The organism is Trichococcus pasteurii (genome assembly GCF_900112935.1).
Lineage (GTDB): Bacteria > Bacillota > Bacilli > Lactobacillales > Aerococcaceae > Trichococcus > Trichococcus pasteurii.
Map to the genome: position 1 here is coordinate 151,492 of NZ_FONM01000003.1, position 21,756 is coordinate 173,247.

The following is a 21,756-nucleotide window of genomic DNA, read 5'->3' on the forward strand; positions in this document are numbered from 1 at the left end:
TTTTTATGCGTACGACCGTTTGTTGTTTCTTTCGGAACAAAGCAGAAGGAGGCGTTCATATTGCTGTTTTTGGTCATCGGATTTTTGTGTCTGGTTTTTATGCTGTTCACTTCGAAGTATTATCTCTTCGGAGCTGCGGCGATTCTGAGTTTTTTGTTGTATTTCCTGTATTTTGGTAGTGGGAACTGGCTGACGTTGCTACTGTTCCTGTTTGGAATCATGTTATTGGTTGTTGAATTGTTCATACCCGATTTCGGGCTGGTGGGGATTGCGGGCTTCCTGATGGTAGCGGCCGGCCTGTTCTTGAACAATGAACGCATTTTGGAAAGTGTGCTGGATGTCAGTTTGGCGATCATCATTTCCGGGATTGCGACGTCAGTGCTGTTGAAAAAAGGCTATAAATTCCTGCCGGACCGCAGCAAATTGATTCTGGACACTTCCCTGAATCGGGATCGCGGGTATTCGTCCAGCAAAGACTATTCCGAATTCTTGGGAATGATCGGCACAGCCACGACGACGCTGCGGCCGGCCGGCAAAGTCGCTATCGGAGGTGTGGTGCTCGACGTAGTCAGTGACGGAAAGATCATATTGGAAGGGAAACAGATTCAGGTTATCCAGGTTGAAGGGGTCAAAATTACAGTCAAGGAGTTGGATGGAGAATGACAGAAGGATTGATAGGACTCATCTTTATTGCATTGTTTGTCGTACTGTTTTTATCTTTGTTTTTCCGTTTTGTGCCGGTTGGTCTATGGATCACAGCCTACTTTTCGGGAGTGAAAGTCAAAATTTCAAATCTGGTCGGCATGCGCTTGCGCCGGGTGGTTCCTTCCATGATCGTGCAGCCGATGATAAAAGCCACAAAAGCGGGACTGATAATTGATATAAATGAATTGGAGGCGCATCATCTTGCTGGCGGAGATGTCAATATGGTCATCGATGCGCTGATTGCGGCGCAGCGTGCCGATATCGATTTAGGTTTTGAAAAAGCGGCTGCCATCGATTTGGCCGGTCGTAACGTGCTGGAAGCGGTTAAGATGAGCGTTAACCCAAAAGTCATCGAAACGCCGATCATCGCGGGTGTCGCCATGAACGGAATTGAAGTAAAGGCCAAAGCAAAAGTAACGGTGCGTGCCAATATTGAGCGATTGGTCGGCGGTGCAGGCGAAGAAACGATCATCGCCCGTGTCGGCGAGGGGATTGTCACTACTGTCGGTTCTGCTGTCATGCACACTTCCGTCTTGGAAAATCCGGACTCCATTTCCCAAACGATCCTGAAAAAGGGACTGGATTCGGGTACTGCTTTTGAGATACTGTCCATCGATATCGCTGACGTCGATGTCGGCCGAAACGTAGGCGCAAAACTGCAGGCCGAACAAGCGGAGGCTGATAAACGGGTTGCGCAAGCAAAAGCGGAAGAACGACGTGCTTTTGCGGTCGCTGAAGAGCAGGAAATGATTGCTGAAGTGCAAAGGATGCGGGCGAAAGTAGTCGAATCCGAAGCGCAGGTGCCATTGGCGATGGCAGAAGCATTGCGTAACGGCAATATTGGGGTAATGGATTATTATAAAATGAAAAATATTATAGCGGATACCGAAATGAGGAGCAGCATCTCGGAGTTTCCGGCAGATAGAAGCGATCCGGAATGACGAGCCTAGCCTTTCTCTTGCCGATACTTTTGCCGATCCTGTTCCTTGTGATCTTTCTCTCGGTGCTCATTTCGATAGTCAGAAGGATCAACCGTTTTTCGGAGAACGCCAGACTTCGAGCGGGCACATCCCCAGCAGCTGCCCTGCAGCAGACATTTCGCCAGTCGTTGGATGGTGCCGGTAATGAAAATGCGAAACGACTGATCAACAAACTGGCAACAATGAAACCTGAACAGCTATACGGATTTTTCCAGGAGCGTCTGCCCGAAAAATATCTGGGTGAAGTCAGCCGGCTCTTGACCAACAGGAATTGGCGGAGGGAAATCCTGCTGTTCGTCAACCGCGAAAATTTATGGCAGTTGTTGTTGCGAGCGAATCCGCCAAAAACAGGCAACGGCGAAAACGGCATGGAACTTACGGATGAAACAGACCAGGGCCAGTTGGTTCCGGATTTTGAAATGGAGACTGCCGTTGGATTAGCTGATGACTTCACCGTCTTTTCTGCCGACAAAAAAGAATTGAAGACTGCCAAACGAATGGAAAAGTCCACCATCCAGAACAAGAAAAAATTTACCGGCAATCAAAAAGCATTGATGAGAGCAGTCATTGCCAAAGAAATACTGGATAGGCCGGACTTTGACCGCAAATAGGAAATTGAAGGAGACAGATGGATGCCCAGAGAAATTGGATTGAACACTTTAGCGTACATGCACAGATCTGCGGACAATAAAGTGGAACAAAAAGAAATACTGAAGGAAATCAAGGAAATGGGCTTCCCGATTGTGGAAGTCAGAAGAGAATACATCCTGTCGGGAAAAACGGAAATGAAGGAAATAGCTGAACTTGCCTCTGATGCTGGCTTGAAGGTGTTCTATTCCGTCCCAGCAGAGCTGTTTACAGCAGGCGCGTTAAATGAACAACTGGGCATCTATTTTGAGGAGGCCTCCCTATTAAGCGCAGTCCAGCTGAAATTGACATTAGGTGAATTCCAAGGATTCACAGCCGAGCTGGCTGAAAAATTACGGGAATTGTTGACGGCCTTTTCCGTCCATTTGACGATCGAAAACGACCAAACCGCCGAGAAGGGCAGCCCGGCTGCCCTGATGGCGTTTATTGCTGAAGCCCGCAAAGCCTCATTGGACATCGGATTGACTTTTGACACGGGTAATTTCGTATATATCGACACCGATCCATTCGTTGCAGCGAAGGAAATGAGCGAAGCCGTAACCTACATCCATATCAAAAATGTTGCCAATGCAGCCGATGGGATTGTTTTATCCGGGCTGGAATCCGGCTTGGTGGACATGCGCCGTCTTTTGTCGTTGTTTCCGGACTCAGTGCCTGCCAGCATCGAATATCCATGCGGCGTTGGCGAAGAAGTAACGGAAACCATCATCGCTGATTACAGAAAGATCCGGTCTTGGTGATCGGTCCTTTGCCGATATCGTTACGAATCAGGAATGCAATCCTTATCATCGGGATTGCATTTTTTAATAACGAACACAAGAAAATACTGCCTGACTGTGGTATACTGATTGCCGGATATCTATAAGAAAGAAGTGAATACATTGACTGAACCAGCGATTCGTTATCGCCTTATCAAAAAAGAAAAACATACAGGTGCGCGCTTGGGAGAGATCATCACCCCCCACGGTACTTTTCAGACACCCATGTTCATGCCGGTAGGCACTTTGGCCACCGTGAAGACGATGTCTCCTGAAGAATTGAAGGCAATGGGCTCCCAGATCATCCTGAGCAACACTTATCACCTTTGGCTCAGACCGGGTTCCGACTTGGTGGAAGAGGCAGGAGGCCTGCATAAATTCATGAATTGGGACAGAGGGATCTTGACCGATTCAGGCGGCTTCCAGGTCTTCTCATTAAGCGAGAACAGACAAATCACCGAGGCTGGCGTGCATTTCCGGAATCATCTGAACGGCTCGAAAATGTTCTTGTCACCGGAAAAAGCGATCCATATCGAAAATCAATTGGGTGCCGACATCATCATGAGTTTTGATGAATGCCCTCCTTACAGCGAAAGCTACGATTACATCAAAGCATCTGTCGAAAGAACGACCAGATGGGCAGAACGTGGTCTCGAAGCCCACAAAAAGCCCGATCAACAAGGTTTGTTCGGCATTATCCAAGGTGCCGGCTACAAGGATTTAAGGCTGCAGAGCGCCAAGGAATTGATTTCCCTGGATTTTCCAGGTTATTCGATCGGCGGACTGTCGGTCGGTGAAACGAAGGAAGAGATGAACGGTGTGCTAGATTATCTGGCGCCGGTCATGCCCGAGAACAAACCAAGGTATCTGATGGGCGTAGGTGCGCCGGATTCCTTGATCGACGGAGTCATCCGCGGAATCGACATGTTCGACTGCGTGCTGCCGACCCGTATAGCGCGAAATGGCACTTGTATGACAAGCAGCGGCCGTTTGGTCATCAAGAACGCGAAATATGAACGGGATTTCCGTCCATTGGATGAAAAATGCGAGTGTTACACCTGCAAAAACTATACACGTGCGTACATCCGTCATTTATTCAAAGCCGATGAAACATTTGGCTTGCGCTTGACCACGTATCACAATCTCCACTTCTTGATAAACCTGATGAACAACGTGCGCCAAGCCATCATGGATGACAATCTGTTGGAATTCAGGGAAGCATTCGTGGAAGAGTACGGCTTCAACGTTGAAAATCCGAAGAAGTTTTAGGTTTTGGGTGGTAGTCTAACTTAAAGTTTGGTAAAGTGGATGATAGATAAAAATAATCCACAGATGGAGGAAAATGTATGGATACAGTAATCATGATTGCCTTTTATGGGGTGCTTTTCGGCGTAATGTATTTCATCCTGATCAGACCACAAAAGAAACAAGCACAAAAAACGCAAGATATGCTGAGTCAAATCAAGCCAGGGGATAAAGTAGTCACCATCGGCGGCTTGCACGGAATTGTCGAAGAAATCAATTCCGCTGATAACACAGTCGTATTGGATTGCGAAGGGATCTTTCTGACTTTTGAAAAACGCGCTATTTCACGTATTTCGAAGGTTGCCACAATCACAACTGACGATGCGATTGTCGAAGATTTCACAGCGACCGAATCAGAGCAAACGCAAGAAGACAAGAGCGAAGAGTAAAGCGATTTGATTCATCGGAAAGGAGGGACGGCGGTTGCCGAATATATCAGAGAAACAATATGATCAATTGAAGCCTTGGTTCAAACTGAAAGCAACTGAGTTCAATCAACTGGGCTACGAAAACATCCAAGTCGACGATATTTACCGTTATTTTAAGGAATTTTCCTGGAAACACACTGTCCCTCCGCATTATTACCAGCAGATCCGGGATATCATGAAAACGACGGTAAACCATTACTTCGACTTTGTTGCATTGGAAGCACAAGTATATAAGGTCTCTTCATTGGATGAAATCAATTTTGATGATTTCCTGTAAATCGTTTCACGCCAAAAGCACAATACTTCAGAGTATTGTGCTTTTTTTTTAGGACATATCACTTCCTGACAGTATTATTTACCTTGATTTAATGAAACTGAATAATACCGTATGATTTGGAAAAGCAAACGCATTTTCGTATAATATCCTTGCGAGGTGATTGGTTTTTTTGATGGCAGCATCAAAGCGGGACGATTTCAGCCCTGAAAATCAAGCGAAATAATTTTATCACTCGAATATGAATCGCTAAATACAAAAAAAGGAGGTTTTGACTATTAGTAAGCGGATTTATTCAGTTCAGTTGCCTCGAGATTGCAGAAATCAATTGGATAGGGACGTTCAGCGGCCATATGTTTTTTTACCGTAAAAATTATTTCAAAAAAACTGTTTTTTAAATGAATCCCGAACAATGATAAAAAATTCACAAGAAGAAAGTTGAGATACAGAATGTTTCCATAAACTATTTGTGAAAACCAGCAGAGGCTAAAACATCCTTTGAACACGCTTACAGCGCCTGTGTAGAAAATACGTGAAGAATATCACATTTATTCGCTTTACAAACGAAATCCCATGAAATATAATAAGCATGTGAAAAGGATAACATACATTTTTAGGAGGATCTCACATGAGTAAAGAAAAAGTAGTTTTAGAGGAGAAAAAACCCATGATGACTGCCAAAGAAGAAATCAGCAACTACACTGCAAAAGCCCAAAAAGCTTTGACTCTGTTTGAAGATTATACCCAAGAACAAGTCGACCACATCGTCCACGAAATGGCATTAGCTGCAATGGAGCAACATATGCCACTTGCAAAAATGGCAGTTGAAGAAACAGGCCGAGGCGTTTATGAAGATAAATGCATCAAAAACATGTATGCCGCTGAAAACATTTGGCATTCAATCAGAAAAAATAAAACAGTCGGAATCATCGAAGACAATAAAGTTGATCAAATCATGAAAGTTGCCGCTCCTGTAGGCGTTGTTGCCGGTATCATCCCAACAACCAACCCAACTTCGACAACAATCTTCAAAGCAATGATCTGTATGAAAACAAGAAACCCGATCATCTTCTCTTTCCACCCAAGCGCAGAAAAATGTTCGGCTGCAACTGCAAAAGTTGTTTACGATGCTGCCATCAAAGCAGGCGCACCTGCTGACTGTATCCAATGGGTAGAAGGCGTATCAATGGAAAAAACAGCTGAATTGATCAACCATCCAGAAGTTGCTGTCGTATTGGCTACTGGTGGAGCTGCAATGGTAAAAGCTGCTTATTCTACAGGTAAACCAGCATTGGGAGTTGGACCTGGTAACGTTCCAGCTTACATCGAAAAAACAGCAAACATCAAACGTGCTGTAAACGACATCATCGTTTCAAAAACTTTCGACAACGGTATGATCTGTGCTTCAGAACAAGCTGCAATCGTCGACAGCGAAATCTATGATGAAGTCAAAAAAGAATTCCAATTGCACAATGTATACTTCGCTAAACCTGAAGAAATTCAACAATTGGAAGACGTCGTGATGAACGATGCCAAAACTGGCGTGAGACCGAATGTTGTCGGCATGCACGCTCGTAAAATCGCTGAATTGGCTGGATTGAACGTTCCTGCAAACACAAAAATGTTGATCGCTGAATTACCGGGCGTCGGACCAGAATACCCAATGTCAAGAGAAAAATTATCTCCTGTATTGGCTATGATGAAATCAGACAGCACTGAGCACGGAATCCAACTATGCAAACAAATGCTTGATTTGGGTGGCTTAGGTCACTCGGCTTCACTGCATACTCGCCGCAATGATTTGATTGAGCAATTCGGAAAAGAAATGAAAGCTTGCCGCGTTCTTATCAACTCTCCATCTTCTCAAGCTGGTATCGGTGACTTGTACAACAATAATATCGCTTCATTAACTTTGGGTTGCGGATCTTACGGCAGAAACTCAGTTTCTCATAACGTTTCTGCATTAGATTTATTGAACGTGAAAACTGTTGCTAAAAGGAGAAATAACATGCAGTGGATTAAATTGCCAGAGAAGGTTTACTTCGAAGAAAATTCAGTTAGATACTTACGTGACATGAAAGATGTCGAAAGAGTCTTCATCGTCTGCGACGACGGCATGGTCAAATTCGGCTATGTGGATGTAGTCATCGAACAATTGAAACAACGCAACAACAAAGTATCTTACGCAATCTTCTCAGATGTTGAACCTAACCCGACAACAAACACTGTAAACCGTGGTACTGAAAAAATGCGCGACTTCAAACCGGATACAATCATCGCAATCGGCGGAGGTTCGCCAATGGATGCTGCCAAAGCGATGTGGTTGTTCTATGAGCACCCAGAAAGCGACTTCTTCGGCGCTAAACAAAAATTCTTGGATATCCGCAAACGTACTTACAAGATCAAGGACATGGAAAAAGCGAAACTTGTCTGCATCCCTACCACATCAGGTACTGGTTCGGAAGTAACGCCATTCGCGGTTATCACAGACAGCGAAACACACATCAAGTACCCATTGGCTGATTACGCATTGACTCCGGATATTGCCATCGTGGATCCACAATTCGTATACAGTGTTCCTAAATCTGTAACTGCAGATACTGGTATGGACGTATTGACGCATGCCATCGAATCTTTTGTTTCCGTATTGGCAAACGACTACACTAAAGGTTTGAGCTTACAAGCCATCAAACTGGTATTCGAAAACCTTAGAAACTCATACAACTACGGCGATCAAGAGTCTCGCGAAAAAATGCACAATGCTTCTACTATGGCTGGTATGGCCTTCGCGAATGCGTTCCTGGGTATTTCCCACTCGATCGCACACAAAATCGGCGGACAATGGGATCTGATCCATGGCCGTACGAACGCTATCCTGTTACCGCATATCATCCGCTACAATGCAATCGATCCGCAAAAACATGCGTTGTGGGCTAAATACGAGTACTTCCGTGCAGACGAAGACTACGCTGAAATCGCTCGCTACCTAGGCTTCAAAGGCAACACGACTGCTGAGTTGGTCGAAGCTTTAGCAACAGAAATCACTAAATTAGGTCAAGACATCGGCATCAAGATGAACTTCCGTGATCAAGGCATCACTGAAGAAATGCTGGAACGCGATGCAGACCGCTTAGCTGAATTGGCATTCGAAGATCAATGTACAACTGCTAACCCTAAACAACCATTAATCTCAGAATTAAAAGAAATCATCTACGCTGCCTACAAAGGTTAATAGTAGATAAAGGAAAAGCCGGGACACGCTCCCGGCTTTTTTGTTTTCCAAAAATCGATTTTGGTAATACGGAAACAGCCAAAATATGCCGGATTGTCCATCTTGCCCAATATGCTCCGCCAGTTTGTCGCCGACCATCTTTCCCAAGTGCCCAAGCCTCGTATATACTGACAGAGAACGGGCCATTTTAGGTTTTAGTCTTGCAATCAAACCAGTTTGTCGTATAATATAAAATATAGTTTAGGTTAACCTAAAAAGAGGAGGGAGCGCATGACGCCGCACAAAGAGGATTATCTGAAAGTAATCATGGAATTGGGTGGAGACAAACAGCTTGTCAATAATAAGCAGATCGGGCAGGCCTTATCCGTATCTGCCGCTTCTGTGACCGAAATGTCCGTCAAGTTACTTAAGGATGGCCTGATCAGCCACATCCCATACCAAGGTGTGCAGATCACCGAAAAAGGCCAATTGATCGCAAATAAGCTGATCCGGAAACATCGACTTTGGGAAGTGTTCCTCTCGGAAAAATTGGATTTCAACTGGGACGAAGTACATGAAGAGGCAGAGCTGCTGGAGCATGTCTCCTCGGATCGCTTGATCGACAGGCTGGATGCCTATTTAGGTTTTCCTAAATATGATCCGCATGGTGGCGTGATACCCGACAAAGAGGGCCGGATAGAGGTTTATGAAAGCAAACCATTGATCGAACTGGAAGCCGGTAGCCGCTTCATCATCAGGGAAGTTGATGACGATCAGGAATTTCTGGCGTATCTGCTAAATAAGGATGTAAAGTTAAGCGTACCCTATCTCTTGACAAATGTGGAGCCGTACGAAGGCCCTTATACCTTTGAGGCGCAGAATCACCAGTCCTACCAAATCAGCTTCAAAGCTGCAAGTAAAATTTATGTGCAATGAATCCGGTTAAAATAAGGAGAACAGTATGCAGATTGGGATCTTGACCTTTAAGGAGCCCGAAAATGATAAAAGCAGGAAGATTATCCATGTGGATATGGATGCCTTCTACGCTTCGATCGAGGAAAGGGACCATCCGGAACATCGCGGCAAACCGATCGTTATAGCGAATCATCCGAGAGAGACCGGTCGCAAAGGGGTTGTGACCACGGCCAATTATGCCGCCAGGAAATTCGGGATCCACTCGGCGATGAGTGCGCAGAAGGCATTTGAACTCTGCCCGGAAGCCATCTTCATTTCTCCGCGAATGAGTCATTACAAGGCCGTTTCCCGACAGATCAGGGGAATATTTGCGCGCTATACCGATTTGATTGAACCTTTGTCGCTCGATGAAGCCTATCTGGATGTCACCAAGAATAAGCAGAATCTGTCGAGTGCGACCATGATTGCCCGAAGAATCCAAAGAGAGGTCTGGCAGGAAACCGGCCTTAGCTGCTCGGCCGGTGTTTCCTACAATAAGTTCATCGCAAAGATTGCTTCCGACTTTCAGAAACCGGCTGGCTTGACCGTGATCGCACCAAACGATGCAGCCCGCTTTTTGCGGGAGTTGCCTATCGAAAAATTTTATGGCGTCGGCAAGAAGACCGTCGAAAAGATGAAGCTGTTGGGCATCCATTCCGGAGAGGACCTCTATCTTTTTGATCAAAGTGAATTGCTTTCTAAATTCGGCAAGCATGGATATATCCTCTATCAACGGGTCCGAGGCATCGACAACCGCGTGGTGGAGCCCGACAGGGAAAGGAAATCGATCGGGAAAGAACACACCTTTACGCTGTTCCTGACTGATGAGGAGCAGGTCAGAGTGGAGCTGAAAGAAATCGCTCTGGCTGTACAAGGAGCGTTGCATAACAGCAAACTGCACGGTCGATCGATTGTGTTGAAGATCCGCTATGCCGATTTCGATACCATAACCAGAAGGAAAACCCGTATCGATCATTTTTCCCTAGCGGAGGATATTTTCCATCATGCCTGGGAACTTTGGTTGGACCACGGCACGATAGAAAGGCATGTGCGTTTATTGGGGATTACCATCACACAGCTTGACCCGATCCATTACGAGAACATTCAGTTGCCATTATGGGACACGTCGCATCTGTAACAGAAATCATTCATTATTACATTATAAAGGGGAGATAAAAATCATGTTAGAGTCATTCAGTCAATTAAATCCTGTTATGCAAGCATTCATAGCCGGATTGTTCACTTGGGGTTGTACCATCATCGGTGCCTCATTTGTGTTTTTCTTCAAATCCGTCAATCGCAAAGTCCTTGACGTCATGAGCGGCTTCGCTGCCGGGGTCATGATAGCGGCATCGTTCTGGTCGTTATTGGCACCATCCATTTCCCATGCCGAGGAGAATGGCTACGGCGTCTTGGCGTGGGTTCCCGCATCGGTCGGATTTTTGTTGGGTGGTGTATTCCTGCGCATGACTGATAAAATCGTTCCCCATCTGCATTTGGGTGAACCGATGGAAAACCGGGAAGGGCCGCAGACACAGGCTTCCCGAAACCTGTTGCTGTTCCTTGCGATCACAATCCATAACATTCCGGAAGGATTGGCAGTCGGAGTCGGTTTTGGAGCGGTCGCAGCAGGGATATCCCAGGACAATACGTTATTGAGCGCAATCGGATTGGCGATCGGTATCGGCATCCAGAACATACCCGAAGGCTCAGCCTTGTCCATGCCGATCCGGGCTGATGGAAACAGCAGGTTGAAAGCCTTCAATTACGGCCAACTTTCTGCCATCGTTGAACCGGTCGCAGCCGTCATCGGGGCAGCCGCCGTAATATCGATGAGCGCGATTTTACCGTACGCGCTCGCATTCGCAGCTGGAGCCATGATCTTTGTTGTCGTCGAGGAACTGATTCCGGAGTCGCAAACGAACGGCAACAGCGATATTGCCACGATGGGACTTATGGTCGGCTTCACGGTCATGATGGTCCTTGACGTTGCTTTAGGATGATGAAGAATACATTAAAAGGCCTTCCATGCGGAAGGCTTTTTAATGTAGGCAAAACAAAATAATATCGCTCGCTTTTAGTTGTACTAATAAACTGTTTCATGATACGATGAACACTGAATAATACAGTTTTTCGTTACAGAGAAAGGTGAGGAACCGTATGGAAATATCTTTTCACGGGCAAGCCTGCGTATGCATTGAAACAGCGGGACGAAAGCATCTGCTGATCGATCCGTTTATAACTGGGAACCCACTTAGCGATCTGGATCCGGACACGGTTCCATGCGATGTGATCCTGTTGACTCATGGACACGGTGATCATGTCGGTGATACAGAGAAGATCGCGCACAGAACACATCCGCTGATTATTTCGACGGTTGAACTAGCTGGCTATTTTGCCTCGAAAGGATTCCGTACACATGGCATGCAACCGGGAGGGGGGCATCTGTTCGACTTCGGGTATGTGAAACTGACGCAAGCAATCCATGGGTCGGCCATGACTGTCGATGGCTTGCCGTATACGTTTGGATTGGCAAGCGGGATCATCCTGAACGCTGAAGGGAAAACGATCTATCATGCGGGCGATACAGCGCTGTTTTCCGATATGAAGCTGATAGGGGAAGATTATCCGATCGATGTTGCGTTTCTGCCGATCGGGGACAACTACACAATGGGGCCGAAAGATGCCGCCAAAGCGGTTACGTTTTTGAAACCCCGAATCGCGGTTCCGATCCACTACAACACTTTTCCGTTGATCAAACAGGATCCGAATGAGTTCCTGTCCCTTTTGGATGATGGGGTCGGTCTCATCATGCAACCGGGGGATTTCATTTCACTATAAGAGAGAAAGTAAGGGAGTACACTATGGCAACGAAACACGAGCAAATCATTCAATACATCGAAACGATGCCGGTCGGGGAAAAGCTTTCCGTCCGCACGATAGCAAAAAATTTGAACATGTCTGAAGGGACAGCTTACCGGGCCATCAAGGATGCCGAGAACATCGGACTGGTTTCAACCATCGAACGTGTGGGCACCATCCGGATCGAACGCAAGTCGAAAGAGAACATCGAAACGCTGACTTTCGGCCAAATCTGCAAAATCATCGATGGGGATATTTTGGGCGGCAAGAAAGGCCTGGACAAGACCTTGAGCAAATTCATTATTGGTGCAATGCAACGCGAAGCCATGGAGCGATACATTTCGCCCGGATCGCTGATGATCGTCGGTAACCGGAATGATATCCAAGAATTCGCATTGGAGAAGGGGGCGGCGGTCCTGATCACGGGGGGGTTCGACACGGATGAGAGCATCGTCCATTTGGCGGATCATGTCGAAATGCCGATCCTGCGCACGACCTATGACACCTTCACCGTGGCGACAATGATCAACCGTGCCATGACGGATCAATTGATCAAAAAGGAAATTATGCTGGTGGAGGATATCTACACCCCGATTGATGAGACGAAATTTCTCTCATTGGACGATACCGTTTTCCAGTACCGCAATCTCAATACCGAAAGCACCCACTCGCGTTTCCCGATCGTCAATCATAATATGCGGCTTGTGGGAATCATCACTGCGAAGGACATCCTTGGAAAAGCAGATACACTTTCGCTGGAACGGGTAATGACCCGGGATCCGATAGTCGCAAAAACGCACATGAGTGTAGCGAGCGTGGCGCACCGGATGATCTGGGATGGCTTGGAAGTGATGCCGGTGGTGAAAGATAATCTGCAGCTGCTCGGCATCATTTCCCGCCAGGATGTCATGAAGGCCATGCAGCTTGCACAGCGTCAGCCGCAGGTCGGCAATACGATTGAGGACCAAGTCGTCGAAAACTTGTCTTTGATCAGCTCTGAAGAAGGGCATGCTTTGCCTTCCTATAGTTTCAGGATCACACCTCAAATGACGAACAGTCTGGGGACGGTGTCGTTCGGGGTGCTGAGCGAAGTGTTGGCGAGCACGACCAAGAAAATCTTGTATACCTTACAGAAACGGAATGCGGTGATCGAGCAGATGGACATCTATCATTTGAAGATGATACAGATAGACAGTGTCATTGAGATTCGGTCGAAAATGTTGGAGTTGGGCAGACGATCATCCAAACTGGATGTCGAAGTTTATTTAGAAAATTCATTGGTCGGCAAAGCGATCGTCATTTGCCAGCTGATGGAAAAATCCTAGGAGGTAAGCGAGTGGGAAATCCGATTTATGCAGATATAGTCAACAAGATTCAAGAATATACCACCATCATCATCCATCGGCACCTGCGTCCGGATCCGGATGCGTTGGGTTCGCAGAATGGTCTCGCCAGCTTGATCAGGCAAGCCTATCCTGAGAAAAAAGTCTTCGTTGCCGGCGAAAACGAAGACAGCCTCTCCTACCTCGGCAGCATGGACAGCATCCCGGATGAAGCCTATGAGGGTGCCTTGGTGATCGTCACGGATACCGCGAATCAACCGAGAGTCAGCGACAAACGTTTTGTCAAAGGGGATTATTTGATCAAAATCGATCATCATCCGAATGAAGATCCCTACGGAGATATTTGCCTTGTGGAGACGCAAGCCAGCAGCAGCAGCGAAATCATCGCAAAAATTTCCTTTTCAACTGGGGGTAAGCTGCCGATGAATGACGCAGCGGCGCGACTGTTGTATGCCGGTATCGTCGGCGATACCGGCAGATTCCTTTATCCGGCGACTACGGCAGTGACAATGGAGATAGCTTCGAAACTGATGCAGTTTGATTTTTCCGCGTCGGATATCAGTCAGATGATGAACACGAATTCTTTGAAAACGGCCAATTTATCAGGCTTTGTCCTGCAGAGTTTGACGATCAATGACGTCGGTGTTGCCAGCATCATCCTTTCCCAAGAAATTCTTGGGAAATTCGGTGCCGTCGACAGCGACACCGCACCGGTTGTCCCTTTGCCGGGCACCGTTGAGGGCGTTTTATGCTGGGGAATTTTTGTGGAGCAACCGAACGGTACCTATCGTTGCCGATTGCGCTCAAAAGGCCCGATCATCAATGAAGTCGCCAAACGGCATGGCGGAGGCGGCCACCCGCTTGCGAGCGGAGCGAACGCTAAGGATGAGTCGGAAATAAACGACATCATTTTGGAATTGGAAGAGTTGGCGATCGAATGGCAGAATACGCATTGATGCAGCAGAATTGAATCGAAAAAGGCCGGACAGAAGCGAAACGACGCTTTTGTCCGGCCTTTAGTTTTATTCGTTTTCCTGTTTTTCTTTGTAACTTTGGCTCCAATTGAATTCAGTCCAGCTGAATCCGTCCTGCTCAAGCAAAGCGTCACTTTCTTTTGGTCCCATTGAGTGGCTTTCATAGGCGAAAAGGGTATCCGTGCAATCTTCTTGGGCATCCCAAACTTTGCGGATTTCATCAACGAAATGCCAAGATTGGGCTACTTCATCCCAATGGGAAAAGTTCGTCGGATCGCCGTTCAAGCAATCCAATAAGAGGCGCTCATAGGCCTCAGGGCTGTTTGCCTGCGTTTCCTCGTCGTAGATGTGGTGCATGCGGATGTTCTTCATCTCAGTTCCTTGGCCGACCCGTTTGGCGTTCAGGCGTAAGGAGAAGCCTTCCAGCGGTGAAACATGGATGGTCAGTACATTCGGTTCAGCGATTTCGTCGACGCCTTCTGTAGGGAAGATATTCATCGATACATGTTTAAACTGGATATGAATGTAGGTTTCTTTTGAAGCCATTTGTTTGCCGGTTCGGATGTAGAAGGGGACACCTTTCCAACGGAAGTTATCCACTAATATTTTGCCGGCCACAAAGGTTTCTGTTGATGAAGCGGGATCGACGTTAGGTTCCTCGCGATAAGCTTGCAAAGCTTTTGCGGGGTTCCCGGCATACTGGGCCCGAATGAAGTTGCGGTTGACCTCTTCCGGTGTTTTGTACAGACGCAGGGAACGAAGCGCCTTGATTTTCTCGGAACGGACATCTTCGCCTTGCAAAGACAGCGGCGGTTCCATAACCAACAAAGCAACGATCTGAAGGATATGATTTTGCACCATATCGCGCAAAGCGCCATTGTTGTCGTAGTAAGCACCGCGTTCCTCCACGCCCACAGTTTCGGAGAGGGTGATTTGAACATTGTCGATGTATTTGTTGTTCCACAACGATTCGAAAATCATATTCGAGAATCGGACAGCAGAGATGTTCTGCACCATTTCTTTGCCCAAATAATGATCGATACGGAAAATTTGGTTTTCGTCAAACGATTTACGCAGCTTTGTGTTCAGCGCATCCGCAGATTCGAAATCGCGCCCGAAAGGTTTTTCGATGATTAAACGGTTGAATCCGTCTTCTGTGATCAATTTTTGTTCTTTCAATTTTTCAGCAATGATGCCGAAAAATTCAGGGGACATCGCCAAATAGAAAATGCGGTTTCCTGACAGCGAATACTTGGCATCCAAGGATTCGGACAAGACCTTCAATTTGACGTAGTGTTCCGAGTCGTTGACGTTGTGGGCGATGTAATAGAAATGGGCCGCAAAAGAAACAGCGTCTTCCTTATCCTCAATCAAATCTTTGATGGAATCGAGAACCACTTCACGGAAATGTTCGTCAGACCAGTCCCGCCTCGCGGTTCCGATAACGGCAAAATTATCTTTGATGAATCCTTTTTTGTATAAGCGAAATAATGATGGATACAGTTTACGGTGAGCCAAATCACCAGTTGCTCCAAAAATAGTGAATAGAGCAGTATTTTGGGTAATCATTACATGCCCCCCTTTTATTATGATTAGATTTTAATTCATTATATCATTATACTATTATCATTTACTGTTGGCAATGAAAGAAAGCGTCCGTTTTCATATCCATGGTGTCTTTGACGGGGTGCTTTCGTCCGTTTGTGTAAATATATTGCGAATAAATTTATGGGCTCGATTTTCACATTCTTATTTGAAATTAAGGTTTAAACCTTACGCGTGTGTTATAATGGTAAGGCATAAAATACGCAGAAGAAAAACAAGAGGTGTTAACGTGGAATTTAAAGACTTTCAATTGAAGCCATTTTTGCTGGAGGCAATCAGCAAATTGAATTTCAAAGAACCGACCGATATCCAAAAACAAATTATCCCGATCATTCGAACCGGCAAGAGCGTGATTGGTCAATCGCAGACAGGAACAGGAAAAAGCCATAGCTTCTTGCTGCCCCTGATCGATGCCATCGATCCATCAAAAAATGAAGTCCAAGTTGTCATCACTTCACCTAGCCGTGAGCTAGCTGAACAACTGTATCAGACAGCCAGTCAACTGGTCTCAAACGCGCCCGAGGAAATCCGTATCGTCAGCTACGTAGGCGGCACAGACAAAAAACGTCAAATGGCGAAACTGACCAACAACCAACCGCATATCGTCATCGGGACTCCCGGCAGGATCCTTGATCTGATCAATGAACAGGCCTTGAAGATCCATACTGCATCCAAAATGGTCATTGACGAAGCGGATATGACACTGGATCTGGGCTTCCTGCATGATGTCGACCAGATTGCCGGACGTTTGCCGGAGAAACTCCAGATGCTGGTATTCTCCGCTACGATTCCAGAGAAACTGAAGGGGTTCCTGAAGAAATACGTCGAAAACCCTGTAGTTGTCCAGTTGAAACCGGAACATATCATTGCGCCAGCAATCGATAATCTGTTGCTGTCCACTAAAGGCCAAGCAAAAATTGATGTTCTGTACCAAGTGTTGACAATGGGAGAACCGTATCTGGCATTGATTTTTGCCAATACAAAACAAAATGCCGAGGAAATCGCTGATGGACTGAGACAACGTGGTATTCAGCCTGCTGTATTGCATGGCGATGTTCCGGCTCGTGAGCGCAAACGCATCATGAGAAGAGTCCATAATCTGGAGTACCAATTCATGGTGGCTACCGATTTGGCGGCACGCGGCATCGACATCGAAGGTGTTTCGCACGTCATCAACTATGAGTTGCCGAAGGACATGGAATTTTTCGTACACCGTACGGGCAGGACGGGACGCAGCAACCTAAAAGGAACTGCGATCACGTTGTACGCACCGGGTGAGGAAAAAGCCATCGACGAGCTGGAGAAATACGGTATTGTTTTCAAACCAGTAACCATCGAAAAAGGTCAGCTGGTCGAAACCTACGAAAGAAAACGCCGTGAGATGAGAAACGCTCCGAGTCAATTGGAACCCGATCACCGGATCCGCGGAATGGTAAACAAAGCTAAGAAACAAGTGAAGCCTGGCTACAAACGCAAATTGAAAGAAAATATCGCCAGCCAGCAGAAACGCAAAAGAAGAGCAAGCAAAACCCGTAGCCACGGGTAAAAGATAAGAAAAGCGGAACGGTTTCGTTAAGGGCTTACCCGTGTAGCTAGCCAACAATATAATCAAAGAGGCCGCAGCAAAATGATCTTTCGATCATGTGCTGCGGCCTCTTTTTCTGTTAATCCTTAAGGGCTTTGTAGAAATAGAAAACACCGATGAGTGCTATTGCTTCATCCTGTACCATCGGGTAGATGTCGAATCCGTTCAACAAGCTGAAGAACAGCACTGGAACAACGGAGGCTACCAACGCCATCTTCAGGATTTCGCCGAGCGGGAGTTTTTTACGCATGAAGCCTGTCAATACATTGGCAAACAGCGCGATTATCATCAGTGTAAGCAGCACACTGAATGAAGAAATGAAAAGACTGAACAAAAGCATGATTACGCCAGAAAAAAGTTGGTCGCTGGAAAAATTGCGCAGCAACTTTTGGAACGACTGGTCGGTAATGTCAGCTGCCTGCTCATAAGGCAACCTGAATGAGACATCTTGCGCGTAGAGGGTGAAGGCATCTTTTGAAAAGACAAGGCTCAAAATCAAATCAGGCGATGACATTTCTTTTTCGATTTCTCTCTGCGTGTAAACTTCCTGACTATCGAAAGCCAACAGGACTGTATCGGTTTTATAAATGAAACCTTTTTCCGTGGAATTATCCAACTGCAATTCGCTGTCCGAAATAGTGAATGAAGGTATTTTATCTGCAATCAAACCCGCATCCGCCGAAAATTTTTGCAGCGTAGCATACCCATCCAGAAACAGGGGGATGCTGACGGTAAGTGAGAGCAAGAAGAAGAGCCAAAAGGCAAGGCCCTTTTTTAAAGACTTGGCCCCCAGCAATTTTTTTGGATCCATAAAACTGTCTTTGACTAAACTGACGATTGAGATTGTGATCACCGCTTTCTGCATCATACTTATCCAGTCTATCGAAAATGGATTCATTTAGCAATCAAAAATTAATACGGCTTCGAGGCATTATTTTTGATAAAGTAAGCAATTGATGATACAGTGAAATCAGTCAGAAATCACTAAACTATTTTAGGAGGAATTTAACATGGCTTTTACATTACCGGCATTACCTTATGCGTACGACGCTTTGACACCATATATCGATGAGGAAACGATGCACTTGCATCATGAAAAACATCATAATACCTACATTACGAATGTGAACGCTGCCTTGGAGAAACACCCTGAGTTGGCTGATAAAACGATCGAGGAATTATTGGCTGACTTGAACAGTATTCCGGAGGACATCCGTACTGCGGTGCGCAACAATGGCGGCGGACATGCGAACCACAGCTTATTCTGGACAGTTTTGGCGCCTAACGCGGGCGGAGAACCTACAGGAGCTGTTAAGGACGGAATCGAAGAAGCGTTCGGCAGCTTTGATGCCATGAAGGAAAAATTCACAGCGGCAGCAGTGGGCCGTTTCGGCTCAGGTTGGGCTTGGTTGGTAGTTTCCGATGGTAAATTGGAAATCACATCGACTCCAAACCAAGATTCGCCGATCAGCGAAGGCAAAACGCCGATTTTGGGTCTTGATGTATGGGAACATGCCTATTATTTGAACTACAAGAACGTGCGCCCTGAGTACATCAAAGCATTCTGGAACCTTGTGAACTGGGATGAAGTCAACAGACGTTTGGCGGCTGCAAAATAAGCAACAAAGTTATTGCAATCAACTTAAAGGATTCAGGGCACCCGCTCGGAATCCTTTTTTCTTACTATCATAATATTGTGGAGGCGGGTAGCCTGAAGTTTGCGGCGCTTCCAAGTGCGATTGTTTTACTTTCCGGATTCCATCGACTAAAATATATCTTGCAAGATGTATTTTAGTCGATGAGGATGATTTGGGAAGGAGTCGGTAGTCGGATGGAGGAATCTATTTTTGATAGGCCGCTTGAGGATCAGCTTTGTTTCGAGGTTTATCGGGCCGCAAATGGTTTCGGCAAAATGTATAACCGTGCTTTGAAAGATTTCCATTTGACATTCCCGCAGTATTTGGTCCTGCTGGCCTTATGGGATGAGGACAATATATTGATCAAACACATCGGGGATCGTTTGGGGATGGGGATCGGGACGTTGAACCCCATATTGAACCGTCTCGAGAAACAGGGGTGGCTCACAAAGGAACCGTCTCTTTTGGACAAGCGCGCTACGATCGTTTCCTTGAGTGAAAAAGGTGTCACTTCGAAGAAAGTGATCCATCTGGCCATTCTGGCCGAAGTGAATGAGTGTGACCTTGAAGGCGTGGATGGCCTGTTTTTGATGAAACAGTTGAAGCTGCTGAATAATGCGATGGAGCGCACAGACTAGTATGGTCTATGAAAAAATAAAGGAGTTGAAATGATGTTTTTAGCTTGGAAAGAAATTAAACATTCAAAAACAAGGTTTTCATTGATAATTGGAGTAATGGTGCTGGTATCGTATTTGGTGTTCTTCTTGGTGGGCCTTGCCTATGGGTTGGCACAGGATAATCGGACCAGCATTGATAAATGGGATGCGGACGGCATTATTCTGACGGACGAGTCGAATACGAACATAAATATGTCCATGATGCCAAAAGGAGCCATCGATGAGGTGGTTGCAGACGAAGCGGCCGTAATCGGAATAGCTCCTAATGTCATCAGAAAAAAAGGGACGTCAGGCGATGATGCAAAAATCAACACAACTTTTTTCGGTATCGAATCGGATCAATTCCTGATGCCTGAAGTGATCGAAGGAAGAGCTTTCCAAAATGATGATGAAGTCATTGCAGACATCAGTCTGAAGGAAGAGGAGGGCATAGTCATAGGGGATGTTCTTCAATTGGCAGGATCGGACAAGGAAGTGGAAGTAGTCGGGTTCACTGAAGATGCTAAGTTCAGTGTTGCGCCGGTTTTATACACGACTGTATCCTCCTATCAGGATGTGCGTTTTGAACAGATTGATGAGTCCGAGGAAGGGCGCATCAGTGCAATTGTAGTGCGGGGAATCGATGATACGATTGCAGGTGTGGGCTCTGGAAATGAAGACCTGAAAGTATATCCGATTGCGGATTACATCAATGAAATTCCGGGATACACTGCTCAGGTGTTGACATTCGGTTTGATGATCGGATTTTTGGTCGTCATTGCGGCAGTAGTGATCGGTATTTTCATCTATGTGCTTACCCTGCAGAAAACGAGTATGTTTGGGGTCATGAAGGCGCAAGGGATTTCAAGCGGTTATATCGCAAAATCAGTCGTCATCCAAACGTTCCTGTTGGCGGCAATCGGAGTCGGCATCGGGTTGATATTGACCGGAGCGACAGCGATAGTCTTGCCAGCTGCTGTTCCGTATCGCACCAACTTATATTTTCTGAGTGGCATAGCAGCGTTGTTGGTCATCATGGCCATGATCGGTGGAGTATTTTCCGTTAGGGCGGTTGTTAAAATAGACCCATTGAAGGCAATCGGATAGGAGAGATAGCAGATGAAATTAATCGAAATGATAGATGTTTCCCGGTCGTTCGGGGAAGGCGAACTCAAGATAGACGCGCTTAAAAAGACGAATATAGCCATAGAGGCCGGTGAGTTTGTCGCCGTCATCGGTCCGAGCGGATCAGGAAAGAGCACGTTCTTGACCATCACAGGAGGGCTGCAGACACCTTCTTCCGGAAAAGTCCTGATTAACGGGAAGCCATTCAGTGAGGTAACCGAGAAAAAACGCGCTAAACTAAGATTTGAAGAGATCGGATTTATTCTTCAAGCCTCAAATCTGGTCCCTTTTTTGACGGTCCAGGATCAGCTCCATTTGGCCAACAAAGTTGAACGGAGTAAAGTTGACAAACAAAAACGGGATGAATTATTGAAGGAATTGGGTATCTTCGAATTGAAGGATAAGTTTCCGAGTGACCTATCTGGAGGTCAAAGACAAAGGGTCGCCATAGCGAGAGCTCTATACCATGATCCGTCCGTTATCCTTGCGGATGAACCTACCGCCAGTCTGGACACGCAAAAGGCATTTGAAGTGGTGGAAATCCTTGCCCGAGAAACAAAATTAAAGAAAAAAGCGACCATCATGGTCACGCATGATGAGCGCCTGATAGCGTATTGCGATAAAGTCTTTGTAATGAAAGATGGTATCTTGTCTGAAAGAATCAGTGGCTGAAACAACATAGGATTACGGAAAAGGAGGAAGAAAA

Annotated in this window: 21 protein-coding genes; 19 read left to right on the forward strand and 2 right to left on the reverse strand. The window is 46.2% G+C overall.

All coding sequences use genetic code 11. From position 1 onward, the window contains the following. Nucleotides 1-60: 60 nt before the first annotated feature. The 14 genes from BM184_RS04955 (at nucleotide 61) to BM184_RS05020 (ending at nucleotide 14,424) form a co-directional block, all read left to right on the forward strand. Nucleotides 61-663, forward strand: a complete 603-nt coding sequence (locus tag BM184_RS04955) for an NfeD family protein (protein WP_086941632.1) — start codon at nucleotides 61-63, stop codon at nucleotides 661-663. Beyond that, nucleotides 660-1,646, forward strand: a complete 987-nt coding sequence (gene floA / locus BM184_RS04960) for a flotillin-like protein FloA (RefSeq protein WP_086941631.1) — start codon at nucleotides 660-662, stop codon at nucleotides 1,644-1,646. Before BM184_RS04955 ends, floA begins: the two co-directional genes overlap by 4 nt. Continuing rightward, entirely contained in the window at nucleotides 1,643-2,296 is a 654-nt protein-coding gene (locus BM184_RS04965; protein WP_086941630.1) for a hypothetical protein, read from the forward strand. The genes floA and BM184_RS04965 overlap by 4 nt, the downstream gene beginning before the upstream one ends. Nucleotides 2,297-2,317: 21 nt before the next feature. Beyond that, complete coding sequence (locus tag BM184_RS04970) at nucleotides 2,318-3,073, forward strand: sugar phosphate isomerase/epimerase family protein (protein WP_086941629.1); 756 nt, start codon at nucleotides 2,318-2,320, stop codon at nucleotides 3,071-3,073. 141 nt (nucleotides 3,074-3,214) lie between these two features. Further along, on the forward strand, nucleotides 3,215-4,360 hold the full coding sequence (gene tgt / locus BM184_RS04975) for a tRNA guanosine(34) transglycosylase Tgt (RefSeq protein ID WP_086941833.1): 1,146 nt from the start codon (nucleotides 3,215-3,217) through the stop codon (nucleotides 4,358-4,360). A gap of 77 nt (nucleotides 4,361-4,437) precedes the next feature. After that, nucleotides 4,438-4,785: a preprotein translocase subunit YajC gene (yajC, locus tag BM184_RS04980; protein ID WP_177208541.1), complete on the forward strand. Its 348-nt coding sequence runs from the start codon at nucleotides 4,438-4,440 to the stop codon at nucleotides 4,783-4,785. Nucleotides 4,786-4,819: 34 nt separating this feature from the next. Further along, nucleotides 4,820-5,101 (forward strand): post-transcriptional regulator, encoded by a 282-nt coding sequence (locus tag BM184_RS04985; RefSeq protein ID WP_086941628.1) that lies wholly within the window; start codon nucleotides 4,820-4,822, stop codon nucleotides 5,099-5,101. A gap of 625 nt (nucleotides 5,102-5,726) precedes the next feature. Then, nucleotides 5,727-8,330: a bifunctional acetaldehyde-CoA/alcohol dehydrogenase gene (gene adhE / locus BM184_RS04990; protein ID WP_086941627.1), complete on the forward strand. Its 2,604-nt coding sequence runs from the start codon at nucleotides 5,727-5,729 to the stop codon at nucleotides 8,328-8,330. A gap of 270 nt (nucleotides 8,331-8,600) precedes the next feature. Next, nucleotides 8,601-9,245, forward strand: a complete 645-nt coding sequence (locus tag BM184_RS04995; protein WP_086941626.1) for a metal-dependent transcriptional regulator — start codon at nucleotides 8,601-8,603, stop codon at nucleotides 9,243-9,245. 25 nt (nucleotides 9,246-9,270) lie between these two features. Beyond that, nucleotides 9,271-10,401: a DNA polymerase IV gene (dinB, locus tag BM184_RS05000; protein ID WP_086941625.1), complete on the forward strand. Its 1,131-nt coding sequence runs from the start codon at nucleotides 9,271-9,273 to the stop codon at nucleotides 10,399-10,401. A 43-nt stretch (nucleotides 10,402-10,444) separates the two neighbouring features. After that, the gene (locus BM184_RS05005; RefSeq protein WP_086941624.1) at nucleotides 10,445-11,266 is read left to right on the forward strand and encodes a ZIP family metal transporter; all 822 of its coding nucleotides are present in this window, start codon (nucleotides 10,445-10,447) and stop codon (nucleotides 11,264-11,266) included. Between the two features lie 157 nt (nucleotides 11,267-11,423). Continuing rightward, nucleotides 11,424-12,104 carry a metal-dependent hydrolase gene (locus BM184_RS05010; protein ID WP_086941623.1) on the forward strand — a complete coding sequence of 227 codons (681 nt, stop codon included), beginning with the start codon at nucleotides 11,424-11,426 and terminating at the stop codon, nucleotides 12,102-12,104. A 23-nt stretch (nucleotides 12,105-12,127) separates the two neighbouring features. Further along, a complete protein-coding gene (locus tag BM184_RS05015; RefSeq protein WP_086941622.1) occupies nucleotides 12,128-13,450 on the forward strand; it encodes a DRTGG domain-containing protein in 1,323 nt (440 codons plus the stop codon). Between the two features lie 11 nt (nucleotides 13,451-13,461). Further along, nucleotides 13,462-14,424 (forward strand): DHH family phosphoesterase, encoded by a 963-nt coding sequence (locus BM184_RS05020; protein WP_086941621.1) that lies wholly within the window; start codon nucleotides 13,462-13,464, stop codon nucleotides 14,422-14,424. Nucleotides 14,425-14,490: 66 nt separating this feature from the next. Here BM184_RS05020 and zwf read toward each other — a convergent pair whose 3' ends face one another. Next, nucleotides 14,491-16,011, reverse strand: coding sequence for a glucose-6-phosphate dehydrogenase (zwf, locus tag BM184_RS05025; RefSeq protein WP_086941620.1), 1,521 nt, complete (start codon nucleotides 16,009-16,011; stop codon nucleotides 14,491-14,493). 265 nt (nucleotides 16,012-16,276) lie between these two features. Between zwf and BM184_RS05030 the strand changes: the two genes are divergently transcribed. Then, nucleotides 16,277-17,593, forward strand: coding sequence for a DEAD/DEAH box helicase (locus tag BM184_RS05030; protein WP_375152974.1), 1,317 nt, complete (start codon nucleotides 16,277-16,279; stop codon nucleotides 17,591-17,593). A 118-nt stretch (nucleotides 17,594-17,711) separates the two neighbouring features. Here the strand turns inward: BM184_RS05030 and BM184_RS05035 are convergent, their stop codons facing one another. Then, nucleotides 17,712-18,500 (reverse strand): DUF1189 family protein, encoded by a 789-nt coding sequence (locus BM184_RS05035; RefSeq protein WP_177208542.1) that lies wholly within the window; start codon nucleotides 18,498-18,500, stop codon nucleotides 17,712-17,714. Nucleotides 18,501-18,642: 142 nt separating this feature from the next. Here BM184_RS05035 and BM184_RS05040 point away from each other — a divergent pair, with 142 nt between their 5' ends. The 4 genes from BM184_RS05040 to BM184_RS05055 all read left to right on the forward strand — a co-directional run bounded on the left by BM184_RS05040 (nucleotide 18,643) and on the right by BM184_RS05055 (nucleotide 21,722). Beyond that, nucleotides 18,643-19,251: a superoxide dismutase gene (locus BM184_RS05040; RefSeq protein ID WP_086941617.1), complete on the forward strand. Its 609-nt coding sequence runs from the start codon at nucleotides 18,643-18,645 to the stop codon at nucleotides 19,249-19,251. A gap of 212 nt (nucleotides 19,252-19,463) precedes the next feature. Then, on the forward strand, nucleotides 19,464-19,907 hold the full coding sequence (locus BM184_RS05045) for a MarR family winged helix-turn-helix transcriptional regulator (protein WP_086941616.1): 444 nt from the start codon (nucleotides 19,464-19,466) through the stop codon (nucleotides 19,905-19,907). A 33-nt stretch (nucleotides 19,908-19,940) separates the two neighbouring features. Beyond that, nucleotides 19,941-21,032, forward strand: a complete 1,092-nt coding sequence (locus BM184_RS05050) for an ABC transporter permease (protein ID WP_086941615.1) — start codon at nucleotides 19,941-19,943, stop codon at nucleotides 21,030-21,032. 12 nt (nucleotides 21,033-21,044) lie between these two features. Beyond that, nucleotides 21,045-21,722 carry an ABC transporter ATP-binding protein gene (locus BM184_RS05055; protein ID WP_086941614.1) on the forward strand — a complete coding sequence of 226 codons (678 nt, stop codon included), beginning with the start codon at nucleotides 21,045-21,047 and terminating at the stop codon, nucleotides 21,720-21,722. The last annotated feature ends 34 nt before the right edge of the window (nucleotides 21,723-21,756 follow it).

Bases quoted from the DNA above. Each gene is read 5' to 3' on its own strand.
- floA (WP_086941631.1), top strand. From the start codon at position 660: ATGACAGAAGGATTGATAGGACTCATCTTTATTGCATTGTTTGTCGTA.
- BM184_RS04965 (WP_086941630.1), top strand. From the start codon at position 1,643: ATGACGAGCCTAGCCTTTCTCTTGCCGATACTTTTGCCGATCCTGTTC.
- BM184_RS05040 (WP_086941617.1), top strand. From the start codon at position 18,643: ATGGCTTTTACATTACCGGCATTACCTTATGCGTACGACGCTTTGACA.
- yajC (WP_177208541.1), top strand. From the start codon at position 4,438: ATGGATACAGTAATCATGATTGCCTTTTATGGGGTGCTTTTCGGCGTA.
- dinB (WP_086941625.1), top strand. From the start codon at position 9,271: ATGCAGATTGGGATCTTGACCTTTAAGGAGCCCGAAAATGATAAAAGC.
- BM184_RS05055 (WP_086941614.1), top strand. From the start codon at position 21,045: ATGAAATTAATCGAAATGATAGATGTTTCCCGGTCGTTCGGGGAAGGC.
- BM184_RS05045 (WP_086941616.1), top strand. From the start codon at position 19,464: ATGGAGGAATCTATTTTTGATAGGCCGCTTGAGGATCAGCTTTGTTTC.
- BM184_RS04970 (WP_086941629.1), top strand. From the start codon at position 2,318: ATGCCCAGAGAAATTGGATTGAACACTTTAGCGTACATGCACAGATCT.
- BM184_RS05015 (WP_086941622.1), top strand. From the start codon at position 12,128: ATGGCAACGAAACACGAGCAAATCATTCAATACATCGAAACGATGCCG.
- BM184_RS04995 (WP_086941626.1), top strand. From the start codon at position 8,601: ATGACGCCGCACAAAGAGGATTATCTGAAAGTAATCATGGAATTGGGT.
- zwf (WP_086941620.1), bottom strand. From the start codon at position 16,011: ATGATTACCCAAAATACTGCTCTATTCACTATTTTTGGAGCAACTGGT.
- BM184_RS05010 (WP_086941623.1), top strand. From the start codon at position 11,424: ATGGAAATATCTTTTCACGGGCAAGCCTGCGTATGCATTGAAACAGCG.
- BM184_RS05035 (WP_177208542.1), bottom strand. From the start codon at position 18,500: ATGATGCAGAAAGCGGTGATCACAATCTCAATCGTCAGTTTAGTCAAA.
- BM184_RS05050 (WP_086941615.1), top strand. From the start codon at position 19,941: ATGTTTTTAGCTTGGAAAGAAATTAAACATTCAAAAACAAGGTTTTCA.
- adhE (WP_086941627.1), top strand. From the start codon at position 5,727: ATGAGTAAAGAAAAAGTAGTTTTAGAGGAGAAAAAACCCATGATGACT.
- BM184_RS05005 (WP_086941624.1), top strand. From the start codon at position 10,445: ATGTTAGAGTCATTCAGTCAATTAAATCCTGTTATGCAAGCATTCATA.